The organism is Sorangium sp. So ce375 (assembly GCF_051473855.1).
Taxonomy (GTDB): domain Bacteria; phylum Myxococcota_A; class Polyangia; order Polyangiales; family Polyangiaceae; genus Sorangium.
In genome coordinates this window covers 11585287-11602745 of sequence record NZ_CP150335.1, presented here as the reverse complement: position 1 = coordinate 11602745, position 17459 = coordinate 11585287, and the positions used below count along the sequence as shown (strand labels likewise).

Below are 17459 nucleotides of genomic sequence, written 5' to 3'. Positions count from 1 at the left end.
CCGCTTGCTTTGAACTTCTCCAAAGACATAGCGCAGGAAATCCACTCTAGAGCTCTCCCCAATGAAGGGCTTTCCTTGCCTCTGCAGCAGCGACGTCGATGGATACGGACTGGTCCAGGACGCCGTCGAGGAGCTGCTCCAGGGACGAGTGTGCCCGCCCGTTCTGCAGCACCCCGTTCTGCGGTGTCCCGTTCTGCACCGTACCGTTGTGCAGCGCCCCGTTCTGCACCGTGCCGTTCTGCAGCGCCCCGTTCTGCGGTGTCCCGTTCTGCACCGTACCGTTGTGCAGTACCCCGTTCTGCGGTGTCCCGTTCTGCACCGTGCCGTTGTGCAGCGCCCCGTTCTGCACCGTGCCGTTGTGCAGCGCCCCGTTCTGCACCGTGCCGTTGTGCAGCACCCCGTTGTGCGATGTCCCGTTGTGCAGCACGCCGTTCTGCGCCGTGCCGTTCTGCAGCGTCTTCGAGTGGGCGGATGCCTCCGGGACCCAGTAGCGCTCGCGGGCGAACGGGTAGGTGGGCAGCGGGATCCGGCCGTAGGCCTCCCCCTCGAACAGCTTTCCGTACTCCAGCGAGTAGCCCTGCACGTACAGCTCGGCCACGGCGGAGAGGCGCTCGCGGCGCGCGGCCTCGGCCGCCCCGGCGCACTCCGCGATGCACTGATTGCCGTGGCGGCGGCGCTCCGCTTCTTCGCGCGCCCCGTTCTCGGGGACCTGCGCGTGGAACACCTGCCGCGCGCGGCCGGTCGCGAGCCACTCCCGCAGGGCCTGGCCCAGCTCGCCCGTGGAGCCCACCACGCAGGCGAGGCGGTGATTCAGGTGCTTGCGCCCCGCCATCAGCGTGTAGCTCACGTCGACGCAGTCGAGCCCCGGCTCCCCCTCGCAGCGCGCCGCGAGGCGCTCCGCCTGCTGCCGCAGCTGCGCGTGGCTGAGCGCGGACAGCGCGATCAGATGGGCCGGCTGGCGCGCGCGGCGGCGCTCCGCCGTCGGCGCTTCCTCGATCAGCATGTGGACGTTGGTCCCGCTGAAGCCGAAGGAGCTGACGACCGCGCGCCGCTTCTGATCCGGCGCGACCGTCCATGGCCGCAGGCGGTCGCTCACGTAGAACGGGCTGCCCTGGAGCTGGATGTTCGGGTTTGTGTTGCGGTAGTGCAGCGAGGGGGGCATCTGCTCGTGCTTCATCGACAGCAGGATCTTGAGGATGCCCGCGACGCCCGCCGCCGTGGCCGTGTGGCCGATGTTCGTCTTGATCGAGCCGATGGCGCAGAACCCCTCTCGCCGGGTGTAGTAGCGGAACGCATCGGTCAAGGCGTTGAGCTCGATCGGATCCCCGAGCTTGGTGCCGGTCCCGTGCGCCTCGACCATCTGGATGCTCTCGGGGTCGATCTGGAACGAGTCGTACAGCGAGCGCACCAGGCGCTCCTGCGACTTCGCGCTCGGCGCGGTGATGCCGTTGCTCTGGCCGTCCTGGTTCATGGCCGACGCGCGGATCACGCCGTGGATGTGGTCACCGGCGGCGACCGCGTCCGCGAGGCGCTTCAGCACGAGCACGCCCACGCCCTCGCCCGGAACGAACCCGTCGGCCCGCTCGTCGAACGTGTGGCACCGCCCGGTCGGGGACAACATGCCGGCGCGCTCGGTCGACTCGTAGAACTCGGGCGTGCATTGAATGAACACCCCTCCGGCGAGCGCGACCTCCGTCTCGCCCGACCAGAGCCCCTGGCACGCGAGGTGGATGGCCACGAGCGAGCTCGAGCAAGCGGTGTCGACCGCGATCGCCGGGCCTTGCAGGTCCAGGTAGTAGGAGATCCGGGCCGCGAGGATCGAGCTGGAGTTGCCCCAGAAGACCTGGGCCGGGAGCTTGCTCTTCTCGTCGATCAGGCGCTTGTAGTCGCTGCCCGCCGTCCCGACGTAGACGCCGAATCGCAGGCCCTGCACGGAGTCGCCCGCATAGCCAGCGTCCTCCAGGGCCTTCCACGACTCCTCGAGGAAGACCCGCTGCTGCGGGTCCATGTACGTCGCTTCGAGGCCGGAGATGTTGAAGAAGAGCGGATCGAACTTGTCGATGTCATCGAGGAAGCCGCCCGCGTTGCAGATGCTCTTCTTCTCCGCCAGCGGAGTCCCCTGGTAGCGCTCGGCCAGGTCCCAGCGCGTGATGGGGGTGACCAGGTCCGCGCCGGCCGAGAGGTGGCTCCAGAGCTCGCGTAGGTCCTGCGATCGAGCGAACCTGCCGCTCATTCCGATGATCGCGATGTCTCGCTCGCTCGCGGCGTACGCCTGTACGGGCGGAGCGGGCGCGGGGGGCGGGCTCGCAGCCTGGCTCTCGACCCACCGCGGTCGTGCCACGGGCGCCTGCGGGGGTGCCACGGGCGAATGCAGGGGCGCCACGGGCGCCTTCGGGGGCGCCTCGGGCGCTGGCACGGCCGAAGGCGGCGCCTCGGGTCCGGGCGAGGCCAGCGAGGGCCGGTGCGCCCGGACGATGTGCTGCGACAGCTTGTCCACGCTGCCGTGGTCGAACAGCGATGTCGTCAGCATCTGGATGCCGCACCGCTTGTTGAGCGTGTTGACCAGACGGACGCCGACGATCGAGTCCACGCCGTAGTCGGCGAAGCTGCGGTCGTTCCGGATGCCGCCTGGATCCATCTTCAGGGCTCCGGCGACGCTCTCGCGCACGACCGCCTTCACCGTATCGAGCAGGGAGCCCTCCGGGACCACCTCGCCCGGCGCGCTGCGCGCGACCCGCGCCGGTCGCTCGGGCGCCTGCGCCGGCGCCGGCGCCTGCACCTGCGCCGACGCCTGCGCCGGCTGGTGCTTGAGCTCACGCACGATGAACCGCGACAGCTTGTCCACGCTGCCGTGGTCGAAGAGCGACGTCGTCTGCATTTGGACGCCGTACCTCTTGTTGAGCGCGTTCATCATGCGAACGCCGATGATCGAGTCGACCCCGTAGTCGGCGAAGCTGCGGTCGTCGCGAATGCTGCGTTCGTCCAGCTTCAGCGCCTCGCTCACGCCCTGACGGACGATCCCGCGCACCTGGTCCAGCAGCTGCTCCTCCGACAGCGCCGCGCTCGGCGCCGGCGGTCCGGGTGGAGGCGGCGGCGCGGGGCGCGGCCTCGCGCCCGCCGCGCTCGGCGCCGGCTGGCGGGCGATACCGTCGCTCTCGGCGATGATCAGCTGGTGACCGTACTCGTGCAGCCGCTCGAGCGGGAAGCGGACCGAGCGGTATCCCTCCATCTCGAGGGCCTCCCGCCACATGGAGGGCGGTAGGCCCGGGCTGCCCTGCAGGCGCAGCTCGGGATCCTGGGACAGCCACCACCCCTCCAGGAGCCCGAACGTCAGGTGCAGCCAGAGCGCCCCGTCGCTGATCTCGTTCACAAGGAGCAGGCCGTTCTTCTTCAGGAGCGCCTTCGCATTGCGCAGCGTGTTTCGGATGTTTTTCGTCGCGTGCAACACGTTGGTCGCGATCACCAGGTCGTACTGCCCCTGCGCGACGCCCTGCCCCGCGGCCGGGAGCTCCACATTGAAGAGCTGGCACCTCAGGAACGGGTTATCCCGCCCGAACTTCGTCTCCGCGTGAAGCAGAAACGCACGCGAAACGTCCGTGTAACAATACTCTGCCACATGCTGGCGATACGGCCTCAGCTCGTGGAGGACGATGGCGCTCGTACCGCCGGTACCAGCGCCGATCTCGAGGATCCGCACCTCTGCCGACGCGCTCTGCTGCATGCGCTGCTGGATGAAGATCCCCACCGCGTCGGCCAGCACTTCATTAAAGAGGCGGGCCGGAAACGTGTCCCGGTACACCCCCTCGACGAGCTCCATCGAAGCATTGGGGAACATCACGTCGGTCGCGAGCCGCTGGCCCGTCAGGATGTCGGGCAGCGCCCGCAACATCGCCTCGGCCAGGACCACCTTGCTCTTCAGATCCGGGTCGGCCAGCCACGCGGGCTTGCGCTGGTCCCAGCGCTGCCAGGCGGCCGCTCCGCTCGCGGCGCGGAGGGCCGGGACCGTGAACCGGCCGCCCTGCGCGACGAGGACGCCTCGATCGCGCAGGCGCCGCCACGTCTCCCGGAACCAGAGCTGATGGCGGGGATCCAGCCGGCCCGGCTGCTCGATCAGGTCGATCGACAGCAGCTGGTGCACCAGCAGCTCGTAGAGGAGCTCGTCGAGCTCCCGGAGCTGGGCACCCAGGCTCGGCTTGGCCGGGTCGACGCCGGGGGACGACTCGGTCAGGCGCTTGACCAGCTGCTCGATGACCGAGGGATAACGCTCCCCGAAAGCAAAGAGTCGTTCGCTTATGTCAACTCCGAGAGCCTCATTCAGTGAGATCATCCGAACCACGCCTCCGCGATCGGGTCCAGCTTCGGATCGGGGATGGCCGCGGCCGGTCGTCCTCCGGGAGAGAGCATGGTCCCGTCGCTGCCCCAGGCATTGACCTGCCCAATCGCTGAATCGCCGGCATCAGCCCGCGCCCGCTGCGCACGCCCGCGCCACGCCATCTGTGGCACTTCAGCCTCCACCCCGGATGACCCGATCACGAGGTCCTCCCGGGGTACCGCCTCCACTCTGCTTCTGCGAATGTCAGGTACTCTACTGAGTACACGCCCGCAGATCGCACGTGCTACCCGTGTTACAGTCTCTTGTCAAGACCATCCGCTTTCAATGAAATTATTTAATGGCAGCGGCCAAGCTTGAACCTGCTCCTTTATCTGTGGTACTATGGTTTGTCCTGGCATTCGCGATCGGGGCGAACCGGGAACCTGGGGCCGCGTCGGTACGTCTGAACGACGCAATCATCGAGGCATCTGGGCCTCTACGCCTCACCCAGCCACGCTCCCCGTCGAAAACCTGCTCAGCCGAGCGGGATCTTGCACCCATGTCCGACCCCGTCATCGACGCGCGAGAGATCGAGCCCGGCATCGTCCAGGTCACGATGCAGGACCGGGTCCGGAAAAACGCGCTCTCCCGGGAGCTGGTGACGGCGCTGCACCAGGCGTTCGCCGCGATCGGCGAGAACGAGCGCTGCAAGACGGTGATCCTCACCGGCTACGACAGCTACTTCTGCACCGGCGGCACGAAGGACGGGCTGCTCAGCATACAGGGCGGAGACCTGCAGTTCACCGACCTGAAACTCCACAGCCTCGCGCTGGACTGTAGGGTCCCCGTGATCGCGGCCATGCAGGGGCACGGCATCGGCGCGGGCTTCGCGATGGGGCTCTTCGCGGACGTCGTGCTCCTGAGCCGGGAGAGCGTTTACACGTGCAATTACATGAACTTCGGGTTCACCCCGGGAATGGGGGCCACGTACATCGTGCCGAAGAAGCTGGGCCTCAGCCTGGGCGAGGAGATGCTGTTCACGGCGGGCCGGTACATGGGGGCCGAGCTGGAGCGGCGCGGCGTGCCGTTCCGAGTCGTACCTCGCAACGAAGCGCTGACCCTGGCCCTGGAGGTGGCTCGCTCCCTGGCCGAGAAGCCGCGCCTCTCGCTCATCCTGCTCAAGGACAACCTGGTCGCCAGCCTGCGCGCGGAGCTGCCGGCCGCTATCGCGCGGGAAGTGCAGATGCACGAGGCGACGTTCCACTCGCCCGAGGTCAAGGAGCGCATCGACGCGCTGTTTGGGAGATAGACGAGAGATGGCGGCCGCCCGCGAGATCAAAGAGGTCGTTCACCCCTTCCAGAAGCTATCGAACTTCCGCGACATCGGCGGCCTGAAGACGGCGGACGGCCGGGCGGTCCGGGCCGGCGTGCTGTTCCGCTCGGACGCGCCGCATCGCCTGGACGCCGGAGACCTCGTCAAGCTGCGGGGGCTCGGCATCAAGCTGATCTGCGATCTGCGCTCTCCAGAGGAGAGCCAGAAGAAGCGGCTGCGCCTGCCGGATGGATCGATCCGGACGGTCTGTGTCCCCCTCCACGAGCAGGCGACCCAGGACGGCAGCCGCAAGAAGCTGCTCGGCTTCCTGTTCGGCAAGACCGGCGACGACCGGTTCCGGGAGTTCAGCAGAGGCTATTACCACCACATGGCGTTCGAGCAGACGGGTCGCGTCCGCGAGATCATCACGCTCCTCTCCGAGGAGCAGAACCTCCCGGCCTTGATCCACTGCACCGCGGGCAAGGACCGCACCGGCTTCCTGGCGGCCGTGATCCAGCTGCTGGTCGGCGTGCCCTACGAGGTGGTGATGGAGGACTACCTGCGGACGAACGACTACTTCGGGCCGCGCCTGGAGAAGCTCATCAAGGTGATGCGGGTCGCGACGCTGGCCCAGGTTTCGCAAGAGCGCTTAAGGTTGATCCTGATGGCGCACCCCGAGTTCCTGAACGAGGTGCACGAAAACATCGTGAAACAGTACGGTGCTATCGAGGGTTACCTCCGCGAGGCTTGCGGGCTCGAACACGACACGCTGCAAAAGCTCAAGGACCGGCTCCTCACGTGAGCTCTCCGGCGGCGGGACCGCGAACGCCACGAGGGTAGGGAGCGAGACCGTAAGCCGATTGTAACCTCGAGTGCCCACGTCATGAAAGGAGGCCCCTCGCAGCCGCCCCGATCGAGGACCTCCGTGGCCACATGGTGCAGCGCCGGGCGGCCGTGGTTGCGTTCGACCCTCTGGAAAGCGACGCAGCCATCCTCCGAAAGGCGAATCGAACAATGACAACGCGACCGATCGTCTTCATGTTCTCTGGTCAAGGCTCGCAGTATTACCAGATGGGCAAGGAGCTATTCCGGGAGGTTCCGGCGTTCCGGCAGTGCCTGCTCCGCCTGGACGAGCGGGTGAAGTCGACGATCGACGTCTCCCTCGTGGACCACCTGTACGACGAGAAGAAGCGGCTCAGCGACAGGTTCGACCGCACGCTGTACACGCACCCGGCGATCTTCATGGTGGAGTACGCCCTGGCGCAGGCGCTGATCGAGCGCGGGGTCCGGCCGGACTACGTCGTCGGCACCAGCATGGGTGAGCTCGCGGCGGCGGCGGTGGCGGGCGCCCTGCCGGCCGAGGATGCTCTGGACCTCTTGATCCAGCAAGCCAAGGCGCTGGAGACCCACGCTCGACCCGGCGGGATGCTCGCCGTCATCCACGACCCCGAGCTCTATCACCGGGACCCCGTGCTCTCCCGGAACAGCGAGCTGGGCGCGGTGATGTTCGACGCCCAGTTCGTCGTGAGCGGCGCGCAGGATCGCCTGCTGGAGATCGAGGGCCACCTGAAGAGGCACGACATCGTCTGCGTCTCCCTCCCCGTCACCCAGGCGTTCCACTCATCGCTGATCGATCCGGCGGGCCCCCACTTCCAGCGAATCCTCGACGCGGCCGCGCTCGGCGCGCCGCGCATACCGATGATCTCGTCGGTCGACGGGAGGCCGCTCGGGCGGGTGCCGCAACGCTACTTCTGGGACGTCATCCGCCAGCCGATCCAGCTGCCCAAGGCGTTGATGGAGCTGGAGCGGCAGCAGAACCACGTGTACCTGGATCTCGGCCCGGCGGGCACGCTGGCGACCGTGATCAAGCGAAACATCACGCCGCGTACGCAGTCGGCGGGGTTCGCGACGATGACGATGTTCCACCAGGACGTGAGGAACTTCAACCTCATCGTGGAACAGTGGGCGCGCTCAGGACAGGCCCCGGCGCCCGCGCGGCCCCCGGCCCCCGCCGCCGCCCCCGTGGCTCCCGCCGCCCCCGTGGCTCCAGCCGCCGCCCCCGTGAAGGCGCAGCCGGCGCGCCAGCTGACCGCCTGCGTGTTCCCGGGACAGGGCTCGCAGGCGCGTGGCATGGGCGGCGCCCTGTTCGACGAGCTCGCCGACCTGACGGCGAGGGCCGACCGGATCCTCGGTTACTCGATCAAGGACCTTTGCCTGAACAACCCGGACGAGCGCCTGGGCCAGACCCAGTACACCCAGCCGGCCCTCTACGTGGTCAACGCGCTGAGCTACCTGAAGAAGGTGAGGGAGACGGGGGTCACCCCGGACTACGTGGCAGGCCACAGCCTGGGCGAATACAACGCGCTGTTCGCGGCGGGGGTCTTCGACTTCGAGACCGGGCTGAAGCTCGTCAAGAAGCGCGGCGAGCTGATGAGCCAGGCGCGGGGCGGCGGCATGGCCGCCGTCATCGGCTTGACGAAGGGCCAGGTGCAGGACGTGCTGGTGAAGAACGGGCTGACCGGCATCGACATCGCGAACTACAACTCGAGCGGCCAGATCGTCATCGCCGGGCTGAAGGACGAGATCGTCAAGGCCCAGCCGGTCTTCGAGGCCGCGAGCGTGCGCGCGTACATCCCGCTGAAGGTGAGCGGCGCGTTCCACTCGCGCTACATGGCGATCGCCGAGCGGAGCTTCGAGGAGTACCTCGACACCTTCACCTTCTCGCCCCTGTCGATCCCCGTCATCTCGAACATCCACGCCAGGCCGTACGAGCAAGCCGAGGCCAAGCGGAACCTCGTCAAGCAGCTCACGCACCAGGTCAACTGGTTCGACAGCATGCGTTACCTGCTCGCGCTGGGCGAGATCGACATCCAGGAGGTCGGGCCTGGGAACGTCCTGACCAAGCTCACCGCGACGATCCGCCGGGAAGCACGGTCATGACCACCGGACGAAAACAGGACATTGCGATCATCGGGATGGCCTGCCGGTTTCCCGACGCGGCGGGCCCTCAGCAGTACTGGCGCAACCTGGCGCAGGGCAAGAACGCCATCCGCACCGTCCCGCCGGATCGCTGGCGGTGGGAGGACTACTTCGGCGATCCGCAGAAGGAGGAGAACAAGACCAACAGCAAGTGGGGCGGCTTCATCGAGGACGTGGACAAGTTCGATCCGCGCTTCTTCTCGATCTCGCCGAAAGAGGCCAACTACATCGATCCGCAGCACCGCCTGTTCATCGAGGCGGCCTGGCACGCGATCGAGGACGCCGGCTATGCGCCGAGGGAGCTGTCGGGCAAGAGCGTCGGCGTCTACGCCGGCGTCTCGAAGAACGATTACGCAGAGCTGATCGGGACCAAGATCAGCGCGTTTGTCTCCACCGGGACCGTGCACTCGATCCTGGCCAACCGGGTCTCGTACTTCTTCAACTTCCGCGGCCCCAGCGAGGCGATCGACACGGCCTGCTCCAGCTCCCTTGTCGCGCTGCACAACGCCGCCCGCGACCTCCGGGACGGCGAGTGCGAGGTGGCCCTCGTGGGCGGCGTCAACGCGCTGTTGAGCCCCCGGATGTACATCTCCCACGCGAAGTCAGGCATGTTGTCGGCGGACGGGCAGTGCAAGACGTTCGACCGGGCGGCCAACGGGTACGTGCGGGGCGAGGGCGTCGGCGTCCTGGTGCTGAAGGCGCTCGACCGGGCGCTCGTGGACCAGGATCACATCCTCGGCGTCATCAAGGCGACGGCGGTGAACCACGGCGGGAAGGCCAATTTCCTCACCGCGCCCAACGTGTCCGCGCAGGCGGAGGTCGTCTATACCGCCCTGAAGAAGGCCGACGTCGACCCGCGCAACATCACGTACATCGAGGCGCACGGCACGGGAACTCCCCTGGGGGACCCGATCGAGATCAACGCCCTGAAGAAGGCGTACGCGCAGTATTTCGAGGACAAGGGCATCGCGCCGCTCGACCACACCTGCGGGCTGGGGTCGGTGAAGACGAACATCGGCCATCTGGAGAGCGCCGCGGGCATGGCCTCGATCATCAAGGTCCTCCTCGCGATGAAGCACGGCGTGCTCCCGGCGGTCGTGCACTTCAACGAGCTCAACCCCTACATCAACCTGGAGGGGTCGCCGTTTTACATCCTCGAGCGGAGCGCCGAGTGGAGGGCGCGGGAGCTCGATGGCGAGGTGCAGCCGAGGCAGGCGGCCGTCAGCGGGTTCGGCATGGGCGGCGTGAACGCGCACGTCATCCTCGAAGAGCCGCCGAAGAGGACCCCGCGCCGCGAAAAGAGCGCCGGGAAGGAGCTGCTCCTCCTCTCCGCCAGGGAGGGGCGGGTCCGCGCGCAGGCGCAGCAGCTCCTCGATCACCTCCGCTCGGAGGAGGGCAAGCAGCAGCCGCTGGGGGACATCGCGTTCACCCTGATGTTCGGTCGAGCCGAGTTCCCCGAGCGGCTCGCGTGCATCGCGACGAGCACGGAAGAGCTCGCGGACCAGCTGGAGCGCTTCCTCCGGGGCGAGCTCCCTGCGTCGTGCTACGCGGGGACGGCGTCCGAGAGCCAGGGCCACGCCCCGATGACGGGCGACCTCGCGGAGCTCGCGGAGGGCTGGGTGAACGGGGCCGAGGTCGAGTGGGATGTCGCGTCGTTCCATGGACAGCGCGTCTCCCTCCCCGGCTATCCGTTCGCCAGGCAGCGCTGCTGGTTCGAGGAGAGCCCCCCTGCCCCCGCGCTTGCCCCTGCCCCTGCCGGCAAGCCGGCACCCGCTGAAGGCCCCGCCGAGCGGCCCGCGGCGACCGGTGCTCGCGCGGTCACGGTCTCTCCCGCCGAGGAGATGGTCCGAGACCATGTCGTTCGGGGCGAGAAGATGCTCCCCGCCGTGGGGTACCTGGAGCTGGTCCGCCAGGACCTGCCGCCGGAGGCGCAGGCCTTCAACTTTTCGAACGTGTACTGGCTGAAGCCCACCCGCTTCGGCGACGCCCCGCAGGCGCTGACGATCGAGCGGGCGGGCCGGATCTTCACGATCAAGACCGGCGCCGAGGTGCACTGCCGCGGCAGCGTGGAAGCGCAGCCGGCGCTCCCGCCGAGCGAGACGCTCGATCTCCAGGCGATCCTCGCGCGTTGCACGTCATCGAGCGGGAAGGAAGAGCTCTACCGTCTGTTCGCCCGCAACGGCCTCGAGTACGGCCCATCGTTCCAGGTCCTCGAGACGCTTCGCTGGAACGAGCAGGAGGCGGTCGGCACGGTCGACCTGGAGAACGCGGGCCGCTGCGCGGCGGGCATCCTGGACGGCGGTTTTCAGTCGGCAGTCGGGCTGAGCGCCAGCAACGAGACGACGGGCGGCACGCAGTTCGTGCCCTATCTCGCGGAGAGCTTCCACAGGGCGAGCCGCCTTTCGGACGTGCGCCATTACTACGTGAAGCAGCAGCCGACCGCCGCGAAGGGCGTTATCGCCTTCGACGTGTACTACTGCGACGGCCGCGGGCAGGTGCTCGCCGTGCTGCGCAAGCTCACAAAGCGTGCCCTGGAGAAGGACCGGGACGCGATCCACTACTACACCGCCGGATGGCGCGAGGACCCGGGAGCCGCCGGCGCCCCCGCCGTCTCGGGGGCGCTCCTGATCAACGGCGAGGTCGAGCTCGACGCCGGCACCCCGCACCGCGCGCTGCAGCTGGGCGAGGCCGATGGTCCGGAGGAGGTCGCGAGCGCGCTCGCAGGCCTGCGCTCGAGCCAGTTCGATTTCAGCCACGTCATCGTCCGGGCGGTCGATCCGGGCCGTGGAGATCTGCGGACGCTGCTGGTGCTGGCTCAGGCGCTGATCAAGGCCAGGTTGAAGCACGCGATCAAGCTCCTCTATGTCGGCGCGGATCTCGGGGCCGCGGAGCTGCCGTACCTGTTCGCGGCGGGCGGCCTGGCCCGCACCTTGAAGTACGAGTATCCGCGCATCGATCTCGAGGTGGTCGGCTTCGACGAGGGCGTCGATTGGCGGGGGGCGTTGCGCAACGAGCTGCGCCTCCAGGCCGCGCCCCTTCACGAGGTCCTCTACCGAGGTGGCCAGCGCTTCTCGCGCGCGATCACCAGCGTGGCCGTGACCGGTCCGGAGCGAGACGTCCCGCTCCGGAGAGGCGGGGTCTACCTGATCACCGGAGGAACGGGCGGGCTTGGCCAGGTCTTCGCCGAGCTCCTCGCGCGGACCTCGCAGGCGCGACTGGCCCTGATCGGCCGGCGGGCGCGGGACGGAAAGATCGACGCCCTGCTGGAGTCGATCGGAAAGCTCGGTGGGTCGGCCATCTATCTACAGGCCGACATCGGAGACGAGCGAGCCCTGATGAGCGCTGTCGGCGCGGCGCGGGAGCAGCTCGGACCGATCAACGGCGTGCTCCACGCCGCCGGCGTCATCGAGGACAGCTTCATCCTGCGCCAGTCGGCCGAGTCGTTCGAGAGGGTCATCAACCCGAAGATCCAGGGGACGGCGCTTCTGGATCGCGCGACGGCCGAGGACGGCCTCGACTTCTTCGTGATGTTCTCGTCGGTCGCCTCGCTGATGCCGAACCAGGGGCAGTGCGCCTACGCCTCCGGCAACGGCTTCATCGATCACTTCGCCGCCTACCGCGGGCAGCTGGCGGCGGAGAACCGACGGAGCGGCCTCACGCTGGCGATCAACTGGCCGCTTTGGGCGAGCGGCGGCATGCAGGTCACGGCCGAGGAGAAGCAGCACCTGCTGCGCGTCTTCGGCATGCAGCCGCTCTCCACGGAGAGCGGCCTCGCCCTGTTCGAGAAGGCGCTCCGCATGGCCGGAGGCCAGGGCCTGGGACAGCTCGCCGGGATCGAGGGGGACAAGGCCAAGATCGACCATCACTTCCACGTCGAGGAGCGCCCGGCGGCGGGCGGAGCGCCGGAGGAGCTGCTCCCGAAGCTCGTCCGGAGAGATCTTCACGGCATCGTCGCCCAGGCCTTCCGGATCCCGCCCGGGAAGGTCCGGGGCAACACGTCCTTCGCGGAGCTCGGGGCCGAGTCGCTCGCGCTGCTCACGATGACACGGCTCCTCAACCACACCTTCGCGATCGACTTCAAGCCGACGCTGCTGTTCGACTACGGGACACCTCAGCAGATCGAGGATCACATTCTGAAGGACAAGCGGGACGAGGCGCTGCAGAGTTATGCCAGGCTCGGTGCCACGGGCGCGCTCTACCGCAGCACGGGGCTGATCGATCTCGACAGGTCGGACGCGAGCCAGGGGGCCTTCCAGCGCCGCTACGACAACCGCGAGTTCTACATGGTCGACCACGTGGTGGGCGGCAAGTACAACGTGCCCGGCGCCTGCTACATCGAGATGGCGCGCCAGGCCGGCTGCCTGGCGCAGCCCGGCGAGAAGGTCGTCAGGCTGACAAACAACTACTGGGCGAAGCAGCTGTCCTCCAGCGGCGAGCCGTTCATCGCGTACCTCGATCTGCAGCGGAAGGATGGGAGAGCGGACTACACCATCTACAGCAAGGACGAGGCGGGGCAGCAGGTCACCCACGCGACCGGCTCCATCCACTATGCCTCGTTCGAGGAGGGGGGCGGGGCGGCCGCCGTCCTGGACCTGGCGGCCATCCGAAGGCGCTGCATCGCCCGCCGGACGCGCGAGGAGGTGTACGAGCAGATCCACGCAGAGGGCTTGAAGGTCGGCCCGACGTTCATGCCGATGCAGGACATCGTGCTCAGCGAGCGGGAGGCGCTGGCGACGCTGGAGCTGCCGGAGTCGATAGAGGAGACCTACTGGGACTACCTCCTGCACCCGACCATGCTGACGGGCGTCTTCCAGACAGCGATCATCAACAACCGGTTCCACGGCGACGATCAGCGCGATTTCATCCCGATCGCGATCGAGCGCATCGAGGTGCTGCGCCCGATTCCTAGGCGATGCCTCGTGTACTCGCAGGTCAGCCCGAAGACCGCCAGCAACCGGGACATCAAGAAGTTCGACTTGACCGTGTGCGACGAGTCCGGCCACGTGCTCGCCAAGCTGACGGACTTCGTGTTGAAGACGACCGTCTCCTCCAGGGAGACGGCCCCGCAGGTCGCCGTGGCCGCGCCCGCAGCGAGCACGGCCGACCTCCGGCCGCGCGTGCTGGCGTACCTGAGAAACCTGCTCGCTCCGGTCCTCGGCATCGAGCCGGCCGCGTTCAAAGCGGACGAGTCGTTCGAAGCGTACGGCATCAACTCCGTGCTGATCCTGGAGCTGAACAAGGTCCTGGAGACCGAGCTCGGCGGCGACCTGTCGCGGACCCTGTTCTTCGAATACAAGAACCTCGCCGAGCTCTCCAGCTACCTCGCGGAGGAGCATCGCGAGGCGCTCGCCGGCAAGCTCCGCCCGCCGGGCGCGTCCGCGCCGGCTCCGGGGCCGGCGCCAGCCATGGCGGCCGCGGGCGAGCCCGCCGCGGCGGCGGGCGCAGCGGACCTCCGCCAGCGCGCGCAGGAGCTCCTCCGCAGGCTGCTCGCTCCGGCGATCGGCATCGAGCCCTCCGCCCTCAAGCCGGGAGAGTCGTTCGAGTCGTACGGGATCAACTCGGTGATGATCCTGGAGCTGAACAAGGTGCTGGAGAACGAGCTCGGCGGCGAGCTATCGAAGACGCTCTTCTTCGAATACAAGAACCTCGGCGAGCTGACCGACTACTTCGTGGAGGAGCACCGGCAGGCGCTCTCCAGCAAGCTCGGGGCGCCGCCGGCGAGCGAGGAGCCGGCGCGTGCTGCGGAGCCGGCGCGTGCGGCAGAGCCGACGCGCGCTGCGGAGCCGATCTTCGCCCCGCTCCCCGCGCGGGTGAAGCAGATCGAGCCCGTCCCGGTGGCGCCCGTCGCGGCGGCGCCCGCCCCCAGCGAGATCGCGATCATCGGGGTGGCCGGGCGCTATCCGCACGCCGACACGCTGGAGGCCTTCTGGGCGAACCTGAAGGCGGGCCGCGACAGCATCGAAGAGATCCCGCCCGATCGCTTCGACTACGCCCCGTTCCATGACCCGGACCGGGGCGCGGGGAAGCTGTACAGCAAGTGGGGCAGCTTCATCGACGACGTCGACAAGTTCGACCCGCTGTTCTTCAACATCTCGCCGCGCGAGGCCGAGCTGCTCGACCCGCAGGAGCGGCTCTTCCTCCAGACGGTCTGGCACACGCTGGAGGACGCCGGGTACACCCGCCAGGGCCTGCGCGGCAGCAAGGTGGGCGTGTTCGTCGGCGCGCTCTGGCAGCCGTACCTGGAGCTGGCCGTGCTGGCGCGCCAGCACGGCGATCCGGTCGGACCGAGCACCTTGCTCTACAGCATCGCCAACCGCGTCTCCTATTATTGCGACTTCAGGGGTCCGAGCATGGCGATCGACACGGCCTGCTCGTCGTCGTTCACGGCCCTGCACCTGGCCTGCCAGAGCATCCGGAGCGGCGAGAGCGAGCTGGCGATCGCGGGCGGGGTGAACCTGTCGGTCGGAGCGAGCAAGTACCTCTTCCTCAGCCAGAACAACTTCCTCTCTTCCGACGGCCGCTGCCGGAGCTTCGGCGCGGGCGGCGACGGCTACGTGCCCGGCGAGGGCGTGGGGGCCGTGCTGTTGAAGCCGCTGCACAAGGCCGTGCAGGACGGCGATCACATCTACGGCGTGATCAAGGCGACGGCGGTCAACCACGGTGGCAAGACCAACGGCTACACCGTGCCGAATCCGAACGCCCAGGCCGAGATGATCCGGGAGGCGCTGGAGCAGGGTCAGGTCCACCCGCGCGCGATCTCCTACATCGAGGCTCACGGAACCGGGACGGCCCTGGGCGATCCCATCGAGATCACCGGGCTGACAAAGGCTTTCTCCAGGCAGACCCGCGAGCGAGCGTATTGCGCGATCGGCTCGGTCAAGTCGAACATCGGGCACCTCGAGGCCAGCGCGGGCATCGCGGGGCTGACAAAGGTCCTGCTCCAGATGCAACATCGGCAGATCGCGCCGTCCCTGCACTCGGCGGTGAAGAATCCGAACCTCGATCTGGCGCACACCCCGTTCGTCGTCCCGCAAGAGCTGACCGAGTGGAGACGACCCGTGGTGGCGATCGACGGGGTCGAGAAGGAATACCCGCGCATCGCCGCGATCTCTTCGTTCGGAGCGGGCGGCTCGAACGCCCACGTCCTTGTCGAGGAGCACACCCCGGCGAAAAGCGGCCGCGCGAGCGCCCCCGAGGCCCTGCCGGTGGTGATCGTCCTGTCCGCCAGGAACGAGGGCCGCCTGCGCGAACGAGCGAGGCAGCTGGCCGAGGCGATCCAGTCCGGCCGATACACGGACGAAGACCTGGTGGACATCGCCTACACGCTCCAGGTGGGGCGCGAGGAGATGGAGGAGCGCCTGGCGCTGGTGGCGAGCTCTGTTCGAGAGGTGGCGGAGAAGCTCGACGGCTTCCTTGAGGGCCGTCCGGAGACCGACGGCGTGGTTCGCGGTCAGGCGGACGGTGGCCGGGGGCTCCTTGGCGTGTTCGGCGACGAGGAAGAGGATCTCCAGGAGATCGTCGACAAATGGTTGCGCCAGAAGAAGCACGCGAAGCTGGCCAAGCTCTGGGCATCCGGCCTGTCCTTGGGGTGGAGCCGGCTCTACGGCGAAGCAAAGCCTCGGCGGATCTCCCTGCCGGTCTATCCGTTCGCCAAGGAGCGCTATTGGCTGCCGGAGACGGCGACGGGGGCCCCGAGCGCCAGCGCCGCTCGCGCCCTGCCCGAGAGGGCCGCGACGCGGCCGGGCTCGGTGGCTAGGGCCGTCCTTCACCCGCTCGTGCACGAGAACACCTCGAGCGTGGACAAGCTCCGGTTCTCGTCGACGTTCGATGGGCGGGAGTTCTTCCTTGCCGATCACATCGTCGGCGGGCGGTTGATCCTCCCGGGCGTCGCCTACCTGGAGATGGCGCGCGCCGCCATCGCCCAGGCGGTGGAGGCTGCCGGCGCCGAGGCCAGGGCGATTCGCCTCCACGATGTGGTCTGGATCCAGCCGATCGTCGTCCACACGAAGGCGCAGCGCGTTCACGTCGCGCTGGAGCCGCAAGGGGATCACACCTTCCGGTTTTCGATCCATGACGGCGCGGAGGACGCGGTGGAAGGAGAGGAGTCCCCCTTCTCCCAGGGGCTCGTCTCGATCGCCGGAGCGCAGGCGGCTCCGTTCGTCGATCTCGCGGCCGTCCGGGCGCGCTGCGTGAGGAAGGCGATGACCCACGAGCAGTTCTACGAGACCATGCAGGCCAAGGGCTACCGTCACGGCCCCACGCTGCAAGGCGTCGAGGCGGTCTATTTCGGAGCGGGCGAGACGCTCGCCAGGTTCTCGCTGCCGGCGCCGGCCGAGCCGACCGAGCACGACTTCGTGCTGCACCCGAGCATGCTGGACTCGCCGATCCAGGTCGGGATCGGCATCGCGCTGGACTTCGCCGCCGACCCGCACCGGGTGCGCCGGACGGTGCTGCCGTTCTCGCTGGATGGATTGGAGATCTTCTCCCGTTGTCCGCAGAACATGTGGGCGGTGCTGACCGACAGCTCGGACTCGGATGCCAGCACCCGCAAGCTGGACATCGACCTGTGCGACGAGCACGGCACGGTGTGCGTGCGCATGAAGGGGTTCGCCTCTCGCGTGCTGGAGGAGCAGCCGAGCGCCGAAGCAGCCCGCCCGCAAGCGCAGGAGCAGGCCGTCATGCTCAGCCCTGTCTGGGCGCCGGTGCAGGTGGAAGGCGGCCCGCAGCACCCCGCGCCGACCGAGCGGGTGGTCCTCATCGCCGAGCCGGGACGCAGCCGAGCGATGATCGAGCAACACCACCCCGCGGCGCAGATCGTGGAGCTCGGCCGTCACGATACGGTCGAGACGGTGACGA

At 68.3% G+C, this 17459-nt stretch carries 4 protein-coding genes and 1 pseudogene; 4 read left to right on the top strand and 1 reads right to left on the bottom strand.

Annotated features, from left to right (window positions below):
- Nucleotides 1–46: 46 nt before the first annotated feature.
- A complete protein-coding gene (locus tag WME90_RS43410) occupies nt 47–4327 on the bottom strand; it encodes a beta-ketoacyl synthase N-terminal-like domain-containing protein (protein ID WP_437277971.1) in 4281 nt (1426 codons plus the stop codon).
- A gap of 544 nt (nt 4328–4871) precedes the next feature.
- Here WME90_RS43410 and WME90_RS43405 point away from each other — a divergent pair.
- From WME90_RS43405 to WME90_RS43390, 4 genes and pseudogenes are all read left to right on the top strand, one after another.
- Nucleotides 4872–5621 (top strand): polyketide synthase, encoded by a 750-nt coding sequence (locus tag WME90_RS43405; RefSeq protein WP_437277970.1) that lies wholly within the window; start codon nt 4872–4874, stop codon nt 5619–5621.
- A 7-nt stretch (nt 5622–5628) separates the two neighbouring features.
- Nucleotides 5629–6426 carry a tyrosine-protein phosphatase gene (locus WME90_RS43400; RefSeq protein WP_437277969.1) on the top strand — a complete coding sequence of 266 codons (798 nt, stop codon included), beginning with the start codon at nt 5629–5631 and terminating at the stop codon, nt 6424–6426.
- A gap of 212 nt (nt 6427–6638) precedes the next feature.
- The gene (gene fabD / locus WME90_RS43395) at nt 6639–8564 is read left to right on the top strand and encodes an ACP S-malonyltransferase (protein ID WP_437277968.1); all 1926 of its coding nucleotides are present in this window, start codon (nt 6639–6641) and stop codon (nt 8562–8564) included.
- Nucleotides 8561–17233, top strand: a pseudogene (locus WME90_RS43390) (SDR family NAD(P)-dependent oxidoreductase); the annotation flags it as partial. The gene fabD and the pseudogene WME90_RS43390, both read left to right, overlap by 4 nt.
- Nucleotides 17234–17459 lie beyond the last annotated feature (226 nt).